Consider the following 11685-nt stretch of genomic DNA (forward strand, 5'->3'; position numbering starts at 1 on the left):
ACATGAAGCTGTGTGTGATGTCCCCGATGCCGGCCCGCCGGACGCTGCTGACCGTGGCACTGGCTGGCCTGGTCGCGCTCGGCGCGTGTACCACCCCCGTGGTGAGGCAGGCCCAGGATCTGGCGAGGGCGGGGCAGCATGAGGCCGCAGCGACCTTGCTGCAGTCGGCCATTGCGGCCACGCCGGGCGATTCGTCCGTGCGGCAGGCCTGGTTCCAGCAGCGGGAGATGGCCGTGTCGCAGCTTGCGGTGCAGGCCGAGAAGGCGCGCCAGGCGGGGCGTTTGGACGAGGTGGCCGATGTGCTGCGCCGCATGCAGGCGGCCGCGCCGGAGCACCCACGCACGGCCGCCCTGCGCGACGAAGTGAGCCGACGCCAGCGTCAGCAGCGCCTGATGACCGAGGCACAGGCAGCCTTCGATGCGCAGGCACCGGAGCGCGCAGAAGCTGCGCTGCGCGCCTTGCTGGCCGAGGACCCGGCCCGTTCGGATGCCCGTGCCCTGCTGGCCCGCATCCAGTCGGCACGGGAAGCGCAGACGCGGGTGCAGGCCACCCGGGCGCTCGCATCGGCCACGCAGCCGGTGACGCTCGAGTTCCGCGACGCGCCGCTGAAGAACGTGTTCGAGGCCTTGTCGCGGGCGGCGGGTGTCAACTTCGTGTTCGACAAGGACGTGCGCAGCGAGGCGAAGGTGACGCTGTTCCTGCGGCAGACGCTGGTCGACGAGGCCTTGCGCGTGATCCTCAGCACGCAGCAGCTCGGGGCCAAACTGCTGAACGACAACACGGTGCTGGTGTTTCCCGGCACACAGCAGAAGCAGCGCGACCTGCTGGACACTGTCACCCGCTCGTTCTACCTTGTCAATGCCGACCCGAAACAGGCTCAGACGCTGATCCGCACGATCGCCAAGACCCGGGACGTGTTCGTGGACGAACGCCTGAACCTGCTGGTCGTGCGGGACACCCCGGAGGTGATGCGCATCGTCGAGCGGCTGGTGGAAAACCTGGACGTGCCGGACCCGGAAGTGATGCTGGAGCTGGAGGTGCTGGAGGTGTCCGCCAAGGATGTGGACCAGCTGGGACTGAGCTGGCCGTCCACCGCAAGCTACGGCGTGCCCGACAGTGTGGCCTCCATCACCTCGTTGACCGATCTGCGTTGGAGCACGGCGAACCCCTTGGCGCTGGCCACGCTGAAGGCGACGCGGGGCGCCACCAACCTGCTGGCCAACCCCAAGATCCGGGCCCGCAATCGGGAGAAGGCCAAGATCCTGCTGGGCGAGAAGCTGCCCGTCTTCACGACCACCAGCACCGCCAACGTGGGCGTCACGTCGTCGGTCAGCTACATCGACGTGGGCCTGAAGCTCGACATCGAGCCGCAGGTGCAGCTTGACGGAGATGTGACGATGAAGGTGGCGCTGGAAGTCAGCAGCGTCACCGACAAGACCACCCGCAACGATGGTTCGCTGGCCTACCAGGTCGGTACGCGCCAGGCCTCGACCACCTTGCGCCTGCGCGACGGAGAGACCCAGGTGCTGGCCGGCCTGCTCAATGACTCAGAAAGCCGTAGCGCGACGGGCATTCCGGGGTTGGTCGATGTACCGCTGCTGCGCCATCTGTTCGGCACCGTTTCCAACACGCGGGACAAGACCGAGGTGGTGCTGCTGGTGACGCCCCGCGTGCTGCGCAACATCGTGCAGCCGGCGTCGGCGTCGGCGCTGATGCCTTCGGGCACGGAGGCGCAGCCGGGCGCGGTGCCGCTGATGCTGCGTCAGGGGGACGCCCGGGGCACCACCGGTCGCGGTGGCGTGTCGGGGGCGCCCGCGGGTCAGCGCGACGATCCGTCGGGCGCTGCCTCCCGAGGCGGCATGGCGGCCGAGCCGGCCCAGCTGTCCGGGCCGGAGGAGGTGATGCCGGGGGCGACGTTCTCGGTGTCTGTGCGCAACAACGGGGCGGTGCCGTTGTCGGCCAACCTGATGGTGGACCTGAGCGTCGTCGAGCCCGTCGGCGCCACGAAGACGGGAGGCCTGGGCGTCGCGTTGCAGGGCCAGGAACAGGTGACCCTGACCTTCAAGGTGCGGGAAGACGTGCGGCAGGCCGACACCGAGATCGGCCTGGATCTGGGTGGCACGCCGCTGAAGATGCGCGTGAGGGGCGGCACCGTGGCGCCGGCATCGGCCGGGCCCGTGGCCCCGCAGGACGACCCGGCCGATGCGGACCATGAACGTTGACCACCGGCCCGCATCGGCGCGCGGCTTCACGCTCATCGAGATGATCGTGGTCGTGATGATTGCCGGCATCCTGGCCAGCGCGGCCATGCCGCTCGCGGCCCTGCACAAGCGCCGTCAGCAGGAGACGGAACTGCGTGAAGGCCTGCGCACCCTCCGTTCGGCGCTTGACGCCTACCACCGGGCGTGGGAGCAGGGGCGCATCGAAAAGCGCAGCGACGACACCGGCTGGCCCCCTTCCCTTGAGGTGCTGGTGACGGGCGTGCCGGATGCCAGCAACCCGAAAGGGGTGCGCATCTACTTTCTCAGGCGCCTGCCGCGCGACCCTTTTGCGGCACCCGATGTGCCGGCCGAGCGCACGTGGGGACTGCGCAGCTACGCCAGCCCGCCGGATGCGCCCATGCCGGGCACCGATGTGTTCGACGTTTACGCCCGCACGCCCGGAAACGGGCTGGATGGCACGCCGTACCGATCATGGTGAGACACTCCCGCATGCCAGGCCAGCGAGGCTTCACGCTGATCGAGTTGATCGTGGTGTTTGCCATCATCGCGTTGCTGGCCAGCCTCGCCACGCCGCGCTACCACCGCACGGTGGACCAGGCTCGTGAAGTGAGCCTGCGCACCTCGCTCAATGTCATGCGTGATGCCATCGACAAGTACACCGCGGACCGCGGCCAGTATCCCGAATCACTCGATGAGCTGGTGCAGCGAGGTTACCTGCGGCAGATTCCCGAAGACCCGTTGACCGGATCCCGCCACAGCTGGCAGATGCTGCCGCCGCCTGCGGACAGCGCGGTGGCTGGGGGCATGGCCGATGTGCGCAGTGGCGCGACCGGGCGGGGCCAGAATGGCCTGCCGTATGGACAGTGGTGAGGTGCACATTGCGGCGCGATCGGGGGTTCACCTATGTTTTGCTGCTGTGGTGGGTGGCCATCGGTGGCTTCATGCTGGCCGCGGCGGGCCGCTCGTGGCACATGGACGCACGGCGGCAGGCTGACACCGAGCTTCAGTGGCGCGGTGAGCAGATCCGCGCTGCGCTGACGTCGTACAGCCAGGTGCCGGTGGCCGACGGCGTGCGGCGTCTGCCCCTGCGGCTGGAGGATCTGCTGGAGGATCAGCGCACGGGCCAGACCGTGCGCCACCTGCGACGCGTGTGGCCCGATCCCGTGACCCGGGGAGAGTGGGGCCTGCTCCGCCAGCCGGGAGACGGCGCCATCGTGGGCGTTTTCAGTCTGTCGACGCAGCGCCCGCTGCTGGCGCCGGCCGGCATCGAGAGCTATGCAGCGTGGCGGTTCGACATCAGCGCACCTTGAGACACGTTGTGTACCGATCGCGACATGCCGTTCACAGAAGTCAACAAATCGTCATCGGCGCTCTCTATGCTGCTGTGAATTCTTCACACGGCCGCCATGCAACCCAACCCCTTCGCGCCGGAGCAGTCCGAGTACCTGCTGCGTGTCATGGAAGGCGCGCCTCAGGTGTGCCGCAGACACCAGTTCTTTGTCTGGAGCCAGGGCGACCTTCAGCGCTGGCTGCCCCACACGATTGCGCTGTGCGGTGCATATGACCGCGAAACCCGCGCCCTGTCGTTTGACCTGTTTAACAGCCTACCGATGCCGGCCGACATCATTGTCGGCTTGCTGGACTCGCGGTCGGTGCTGATTCAGCAGGCGCTGCACGCCTGGCAAAGGGGGCAGCAGCAGGCGGTCAAGGTCAGCATCCCGACGCCTGCCGAGTTGCAGGAAGGTTCGTTGGGCGCGCGCCTTCGCGATGTGGGCTACCGGCAGATGCTGGTGCATGGCACGACCCGGCCCGGACGGGCGGACGAGCTGGAAAGCCTCTTCATCCTGATGCGCCATGAAGCTGATTACGACGATTTCGCCGTGGCCTCTTTCGGCATGCTGCTGCCGTGTCTGCACCTGACGTATCAGCGCGTAGCGGTAACCGAGCGGTTGATCTCGCCATCCCGCGATGTGCCGGCGGGCATGGACCTGGCCATTGGCCACCTGACGGGGCGCCAGCCGGCCATCACTGAACGCGAGCGGGAGATCCTGCGTTGGGTGCGCGATGGCATGAGCAACCAGCAGATCGGCGAGCAATTGGGCATCAGCGGGCTGACCGTGAAGAACCATGTGCAGAAGATCCTGCGCAAGCTGGGTGCGGCCAACCGGGCTCAGGCCGTGGCCAAGGCGATGAGCATGAATGCGCTCGGCGCCACACAGGGCAGCGCCGATGCGATGCCATTGCGGGACGCAACAGACCCTCGCTCTTCGGTGTGACGATGAAAGACAAGCTGTGTTTTTGCGCGCTCGCGCGCGGCGTGCTGCTGCCCGCGGTGCTGGGCGTTTCGTGCGCGCAGGCGCAATCGATCGATGCACTGTCCGATGCCACCGATGGCGTGGCTGTGCGCGGGCGGGCGGCGGCAGCCGGGGCGCCCCTTGCGGCCCGCGATGCGTCTCTGGCCGATGTGGGGCGCGGCGGCCCGCTGACAGCACCGAGGTCGGCGGGTTTGCCGGCCGCCGAGCAGGCGCTGATGACCCACTTGTTGCGCAGCGACGGTGCCGGTGCACTCAAGCACCTGCGCTCGGCAAACCCGCGACTCGATGTGGTGGACGAAGCGTGGCGCACACCCCTGACGCTGGCCATTCGGCTGGGCGACGTGCCCTTGGTGCGCGAGATGCTGCGACGCGGCGCACCCATTGAATCGCGCGGCCATGAAGGGATGACGCCGCTGGGGCTGGCGGCCTACATCGGACAGGACACCATGGTGCGCGAGCTGTTGCGGCAGGGGGCCGAGCCGATGGCGCTCAGCCAGCGCGGCCAGACGCCGCTGCATCTGGCCTTGGCTGGAGGGCAGCTGGGGGCGGCGCAACTGCTGTTGGCCGCTCGGCCGGCCGCGCAATGGCAGCGGCTCTACAACGCCGAAGGGCGGCACCCTCTGGCCGAGGCCGCTTACCGCGGTCGGCTGGAAGGTGTGAGGCTGCTGTTGCAGCATGGGGTGGCCATGACGGCGCCTGACAAGCACGGACGCGATGCGTTGCATGCGGCGGCGCTTGGGCGGCAGGCGCATGTGGCCGATGCGCTGATGGCACAAGGCGCACGCCCCACCAGCCCGCTGACCGCGCTGCTGCTGGCGCAGATGCGTGAGCCCCTGCCGCAGCTGGCCACCGCACCGTAGTCTGCACTGGAAGCCAGTTTGCCTGATGAAGCCCCGCATCCCGCGGGGCTTGTCGCTTCTTGGGACCCCCTTGCTTCCGGGGGGGCTGCTGACCGTCGTCTTCACTGCGCATCCCGTTGCATGGGCCGTTCGGATCAGCGGGCCGACTCGGGGTCCGCGCCCTGGTGCCGACCCTTGTGCCGCTTGGCTCATGGATGGCCCGATCGGCGCGGCGCCATGTGCATTCCGGCTCATGGCGCCCCCCATCGCGGTGTCACGCCGGCTCCGAATACTGCGCTGGCGCTGAAGGGGCTGCAGACGGGATCGCAGCACCTTTGTCGACTTTCACCCTCCCGATCAACGGGAACCACCCTTTCACGGAGCAAGCACATGAAACTCAAACTGATCGCCCTGGCCGCACTGGCCCTGTCGGGTGCCGCACAGGCCTCGGTGAATTCCGGCTGGACCGACTTCAACAGCTCGGTCCTGTTCGTTGCGTTCGACAACACCGGTACGTCGAAGAGCTCGGCCTTTGTGGACCTCGGCTTCAACCTGAGCGACTTCGTGCCGGGCTACACCACCGCCGGCGGCCAGACGATCGCCGAAGGCGCGCTGTCGCGCACCAATGTCTCGGTGGTCTGGAACTTCAGCGCCAACACGATCACCTTCAACGGCAAGACCGTGGCCGCGAAGAACGACTTCTCCGCCGTGTCCTCCTTCCTGGGCGGCACCCAGCAGAATGAAGCGCGCTGGGGCATCGCCGCGGCAGGCATTCGACATCAAGAAGGCGAAGTCCTGATCGCCCCCGACCTGGCGCTGACCTCGGGTACGCCGACCCAGACTCAGCTGAATGGCCAGGATGCCGGCTTCAACAGCAACGCCGCCGCCCGTGGTTCGGACCTGGTTGACGCGGCCGCCAAGCTGCTGGCCCCGAACGTGGGCATCGACAACGGTTCCTACTACGCCGACAACGGCGCCGACGCCGGCTTCGTGCCCCGCATGGCCCAGTTTGGCGTTAACTGGCAAGCCAACCTGAAGTGGCAGATGGGCACGGCCCTGGACAAGAAGACCAACCTGTGGCTGCTGGACGGTGAAGGCGACGAGTGGGCCATCGGCAACCAGGCCGACGCCGAGAACAAGGCCGACCTGCTGAACGACAAGGGCACCTTCCACTTCGATGCAGTGAACAACACCCTGAGCTGGACCACGCCGACCGTCACGGCCGCTGTGCCCGAGCCCGAAACCTACGCCTTGGCCCTGATCGGCCTGCTGGCCGTCGGCGTGGCTCGTCGCCGCGCTGCCCGCTGATCGGCTTGTCCGATCACGCTCGCATAAGAACCTGAAAGCAGTCGACCGGGCGGCCTGCCCGCCCGGTCTTGTCAAGCCCGCTTCTTCCTGAAATCGAGAACCATCATGAACCTGTCCAAGCTGATGATCGCCACGCTGGCCGTGTGCGGCGTGTCCCAGGCCCTGGCGGCCGGCCCGGCCCGTCTGACCGGCGCCTCTGCTTCCTCCATCAACGTGGCGCGTGCCGCCAAGGTGCTGTGCGAGAACGCCGGCGGCACCTACACCCTCTACAAGATCGGTGATTCCACCGGTTCGCTGGGCAACGTGTTCACCGGCAAGTGCGATGTCGACTTCGAAGGCATCAGCGAGGACGAAGTCCGCGTGAACGTGTCGGGCGGCTCGGAGAACGCCGTCATCAACGCCACCGCAGGCGGCAACGTCAAGGTTGGCTTCATCAATGCGCTCACCGCAACGTGCACCCCCATCGCCGGCGCCGGCACGGGCTCGCTGTCCTTCATGGGTGCGGGCAGCATGCGCAACTGCACGGGCACCAACGAGTCGGCCACGTCCGACGGCGGCTACCTGGACGTCGAAGGCAACCACTTCAACCCCAGCTACAACGCGGGAGACTTCACGCCGGCCGGCTTCAGCCAGGTCTTCGGCGTGGCCGTGAACAAGCGCCTGTACGAAGCCCTGCAGACGTACCAGAAGACGACCGGCCAGGTGCCATCCTCGTGTGCCATCGGCAACGCCACGGCCGCCTGCCAGCCGTCGATCAGCAAGGCTGACATCGCCACCCTCATCAACAGCAACACGGCTGCGAGCGGCGCCAAGTCGCTGGGCGGCGGCCTGCTGATCCCGGGCAACACCACCAAAATCAGCTACTGCATGCGCCCCCAGACCTCGGGCACGCAGCAGGCTGCTCAGCTGTACTTCCTGAACTATGAAGCCACGGCCGATGTCGGCGGCAAGGTGCAGGTCGTGAGCTCGGGCGCTTCCGTCGGCTCGCGTTACTCCTCGATCCTGAACGCCAGCTCAAGCAACGTGCGCGCCTGCCTGAACGACACCACCCCGGCCACCTCCACCGACTTCCGCTTTGGCGTGCTGTCGGCCGAGAACAACCCGCTGGGCGGCACCGACACCTACCGTTTCGTGAAGCTCAACGACGTGGCCTTCGCCGAAGGCGTCGCCGAATCGTCGCAGACCGCCAGCGCCATCGCCGGCCGCTACGACTTCGTCTACGAGACCGTGGCGTACTGCCCCGAAGGCACCTGTGCCCCGATCGTCGATGCGATGAACGGCGCCCTGCCCGCTGGCGCTTCGACCCCCGGCCTGTTCCTGACCGGTGTCGAGTCGAAGTACGGCCGCGGTGGCAACTCGGCTGTGCCTTACACCCGTCGCTGATCGAGGGACATGCCCTGACGCCTGGTACCCAATCGGGGCCAGGCACCTTGCATGACGACAGTCCCCTCGCCAGGGGACTGTCGCTTTCTGTTGTTGGTAGAAATGAAAAATCTGTCCTGTGCGTGGGCCCCTGTGTTGTTGAGTCTGGGCGTGATCGCCCATGTGCCCGTTGCATGGGCGCAGGGCGCAACCCAGGACGCCGGGAGTGGACCGGTCTTCGACGTCATGGAGTACGTCGTGGAGGGCAATTCTGCGCTGTCTGATGGGGTGGTGAGCCAGATCCTGACGCCCTACCTCGGCCCAGGCCGCCGCTTCAAGGACATCGAAGCCGCCCGTGAGGCGCTCGAGAAGGCTTACCAGGACGCCGGATTCCTGTCGGTGGTGGTGAGTTTGCCGGACCAGCGGGTGGACACCGGCGAGGTCAGGCTGGAGGTAACCGAGGCCCGTGTGGAGCAGGTGCGCGTCACCGGGGCAAAGCATCACCTGCCCAGCCGGATCCGTGAAGGCGTGCCCAGTCTGGCGGCGGGACAACTGCCCTACTTCCCGGCCGTGCAGGATGAGCTAGCCGAATTGCAGACCCCGGCGCGCCAGATCACGCCGGTGATCGGGGCCAGCGATCAACCCGATCGCATCGACGTCGAACTGAAGGTCGAAGACAAGCGGCCGGCTCAGGGCTCGGTGGAGCTCAATTCCCGGCAGGCCTACAACACCGAGCGCGGACGGCTGGAAGCCGTCGCGTCGTACGGCAACCTCTTTCAACGCGGCCACAGCCTCGGCCTGAGCTGGCAAGTGGCGCCGACCCGGCCGAGCGATGCCAACGTCGTCTCGGCGGTGTACGACCTGCCGCTGAGCCGCGCTGACAGCCTCAGCCTGGCTGTGACCAACAGCGCCAGTGACACGCGTGCCGGCACCTCGGTGGGCGGTGTCACGATCACGCGCGGTACCTTCTACAGCCTGCGGTGGCGGCACGAACTGCCGGCATGGCAATGGCCTGTCAGCCACAGCTGGTCGCTGGGGCTGGACCGCAAGCACAACCGAGATCGGTCGGTGACGGGATCCGGCTTCTCGACACAGAAGCCGGCGCTGAAGTACCCGGTGCTCAACCTGGCATACGACCTCGCCTGGGATCACGGTGGGGGCGACCAGAGCACCGTGCGCACCGCGCTGGCCGGCTCAAGCCGCAGCTGGGCCGGGCGTGAAGTCGACTGCGATGGCCGCCGGCTCGACCAGTTCGAATGCAAGCGCGCAGGCGCCAACCCCGACTTTCTGGTCTGGCGATTCGGCATGACGCACCGCCGCGCAGTGGGTGGCGGCTGGCAGGTCGATCTGAGTGCCGATGCCCAGCTGGCTTCCGGCCCGGTCGCATCGGGTGAGCAGTTCGCGCTGGGCGGCATCGACAGCGTGCGCGGCTACTACGACTACGAGCAGGCCGGTGACCAGGGCTGGAGCCTGCGGGTCGAAGGGGCCAGCCCGCCGTTGTGGCAGTCGGGCAGCTGGCGCCTGGGCTCGCTGGTCTTTGTGGATCGCGGCAGCCTGATGTTGAAGAACGCGCTGGAGGGGCAGCGCGCCCGCGTGCACATGGGCAGCTATGGCCTGGGCTGGCGGCTGAGCAACGGCGAGGGCCTGAACGCCTCGCTGGATGTCGCCATGCCCATCTACGAAACGGTGCGTGCTGCCTCCAGCGGCGGCGATGAACGCGCGACGCGCCGTGAGCCACGCTGGGAACTCAGCGTTCGCCAGGCTTTCTGAACGACTCTCCACAGGTTCCCGCCATGAACAAGCACGTCCATCGTCTGGTGTTCGACCGTCGCCGCGGCATGTGTGTGCCCGCCGCCGAAACCGCCCGCAGCGCAGGCAAGTCGGCCAGCGGCCAATGCCGCGCCCGTGGCGGTGCCTCGGGTCTGGGTGGCGCGGCCGCTGTGGTGCTGGCCGCTTGCGCCTGGGACCCGTGTGGCGCGCATGCGGCGGGGGGCATGCCCCTGTCGACGCTGATCCCGCGCAGCGCCGCCGTCATGGCCGACAAGGCGGCAGCGGGGCGGCCGATGGCCAACCTGCCCCAGCGGTTCAGGGATTTCAGCGGCAAGACACCCGGCAACCCGGTGGACGTCAACCGCTTCCGCATCGACACCACCGACCCCCGCACGATGCGCATTGACCAGTTCGATGACCGCGTCATCATCAACTGGGACACCTTCGACATCGGCCCTGGCTACACCGTGCGCTTCGTTCAGCCCACAGGGGGCTCGGCGCTCAACAACATCTGGGACAACCAGGCCAGCGTGATCCTGGGCCGCATCCAGGCCAATGGCGAGGTGCTGCTGCAGAACCAGAACGGCATCCTGTTCGGCCCGACGGCGCGGGTGGACACCCAGCGCTTCGTGGCGACGGCGCTGAAACTGGCCGACGAAACCTTCCTGAAAGGCATCCGTTCGGCGCAGGGCGGCAGCACCCCCACCTTCGGCGGCACCGACCAGCAGGACCAGGGTTTTGTGTCGGTCGAGCGCGGTGCCGAGATCAAGGCGCTGGCCGGCGGCGACGTGATCCTCGTGGCGCCCCGCGTGTACAACGAGGGCCGCATCGAGACCCCGTCCGGGCAGACCGTGATGGCGGCGGGTCAGAAGGTCTATCTGTTCAGCTCGACCGACGCCGCGCAGCGCGGCCTGTGGGTCACGGTCGATGCGTTCGACCCGATGGTGACGCCGACCCGCGCCGGCGTGAACACCGTGGAGCAGGCGGCCACGGGCACGTACACCGTGCGCGATGGCGAGACGGTGTCCAACGAGACCGGCACCACCGGGCTGGAGCAGCGCATCAACGAGGTGGTGGCGGACAAGGGCCGCATCAACCTGGTCGGCATGGTGGTGCGCCAGATGGGCAAGCTGTCAGCCACGACCGCGGTGAAGGGGCAGAACGGCGCCATCCTGCTGCACGCGGTGCAGTCGACCACAGCGAGTGCGGACAACGTGGTCAACGGCAACCTCGGCCAACTGGAGATCGGCGCCGGCAGTGTGACCCGCGTGACGCCCAGCGAGGAGAGCGCCACACAGAAGGACGCCGAGACCTTCTACCGGTCCACGATCGAGCTCTTCGGCAAGGACATCCGCATCGGCGCGGGCGCACTGGTTGAAGCCGTGTCGGGCAACCTGTCCATCATGGCCGCCGCCACGCAGCAGAACCCGCTGTTCAACGGTGAAGGCACGGCCACGCAGGATGCCAGCCTTTTCATCGACCGGGATGTGCGGCTCAGTGTGGCCGGCCTGCGCGACGTGGCGTTGCCCATGAGCCGCAACCAGCTCATGCTGAACCTTTACCAGAACGAGCTGGCCGACACGCCCGTGCAGCGTGGTGGGGTGCTGTATCGCAACCAGGTGTACTTCGATGCACGCAAGCCGGTCGCCGTGGCCAACGTGAAAGGCGCCTACAACCTCATCGAGCGCACCGCACGTGAGCTGTCCGTTCGCGGCGGCAACCTCCGAGTGGAGGCCGATGGCGCGTTGGTGGTGGCCGATGGCGTGAAGCTCGATGTGTCCGGGGGCAGCAAGCGTTATGACGCCGGGCAACTGCTGACCTCGGTGCTGGGCCGCGGGGCCGGCACGTCGGTGTCGCTGGATCAGGCCC

The 11685-nt window shown here is 67.6% G+C and carries 10 protein-coding genes; all 10 read left to right on the forward strand.

Annotated features, from left to right (window positions below; genetic code table 11):
• Positions 1–2 precede the first annotated feature (2 nt).
• Complete coding sequence (locus tag Q0Z44_RS08030) at positions 3–2222, forward strand: secretin N-terminal domain-containing protein (RefSeq protein ID WP_298011647.1); 2220 nt, start codon at positions 3–5, stop codon at positions 2220–2222.
• Positions 2212–2700 (forward strand): type II secretion system protein, encoded by a 489-nt coding sequence (locus Q0Z44_RS08035; protein ID WP_298011648.1) that lies wholly within the window; start codon positions 2212–2214, stop codon positions 2698–2700. The genes Q0Z44_RS08030 and Q0Z44_RS08035 overlap by 11 nt, the downstream gene beginning before the upstream one ends.
• Before the next feature lie 11 nt (positions 2701–2711).
• On the forward strand, positions 2712–3092 hold the full coding sequence (locus Q0Z44_RS08040) for a prepilin-type N-terminal cleavage/methylation domain-containing protein (RefSeq protein ID WP_298011649.1): 381 nt from the start codon (positions 2712–2714) through the stop codon (positions 3090–3092).
• Positions 3089–3532: a type II secretion system protein gene (locus tag Q0Z44_RS08045; RefSeq protein ID WP_298011651.1), complete on the forward strand. Its 444-nt coding sequence runs from the start codon at positions 3089–3091 to the stop codon at positions 3530–3532. The genes Q0Z44_RS08040 and Q0Z44_RS08045 overlap by 4 nt, the downstream gene beginning before the upstream one ends.
• A 96-nt stretch (positions 3533–3628) precedes the next feature.
• Positions 3629–4498 carry an XrtB/PEP-CTERM-associated transcriptional regulator EpsA gene (gene epsA, locus Q0Z44_RS08050; RefSeq protein WP_298011652.1) on the forward strand — a complete coding sequence of 290 codons (870 nt, stop codon included), beginning with the start codon at positions 3629–3631 and terminating at the stop codon, positions 4496–4498.
• A gap of 2 nt (positions 4499–4500) precedes the next feature.
• The gene (locus Q0Z44_RS08055) at positions 4501–5397 is read left to right on the forward strand and encodes an ankyrin repeat domain-containing protein (RefSeq protein WP_298011653.1); all 897 of its coding nucleotides are present in this window, start codon (positions 4501–4503) and stop codon (positions 5395–5397) included.
• Between the two features lie 369 nt (positions 5398–5766).
• On the forward strand, positions 5767–6684 hold the full coding sequence (locus Q0Z44_RS08060) for a PEP-CTERM sorting domain-containing protein (protein ID WP_298011654.1): 918 nt from the start codon (positions 5767–5769) through the stop codon (positions 6682–6684).
• A 105-nt stretch (positions 6685–6789) separates the two neighbouring features.
• Positions 6790–8067, forward strand: coding sequence for a hypothetical protein (locus Q0Z44_RS08065; RefSeq protein ID WP_298011655.1), 1278 nt, complete (start codon positions 6790–6792; stop codon positions 8065–8067).
• Positions 8068–8292: 225 nt separating this feature from the next.
• Positions 8293–9816 carry a POTRA domain-containing protein gene (locus Q0Z44_RS08070; RefSeq protein WP_298011657.1) on the forward strand — a complete coding sequence of 508 codons (1524 nt, stop codon included), beginning with the start codon at positions 8293–8295 and terminating at the stop codon, positions 9814–9816.
• Between the two features lie 23 nt (positions 9817–9839).
• A partial coding sequence (locus Q0Z44_RS08075; protein ID WP_298011656.1) for a filamentous hemagglutinin N-terminal domain-containing protein occupies positions 9840–11685 on the forward strand: 1846 nt, incomplete at its 3' end.

The organism is uncultured Aquabacterium sp., assembly GCF_947366995.1.
GTDB lineage: Bacteria > Pseudomonadota > Gammaproteobacteria > Burkholderiales > Burkholderiaceae_C > Aquabacterium.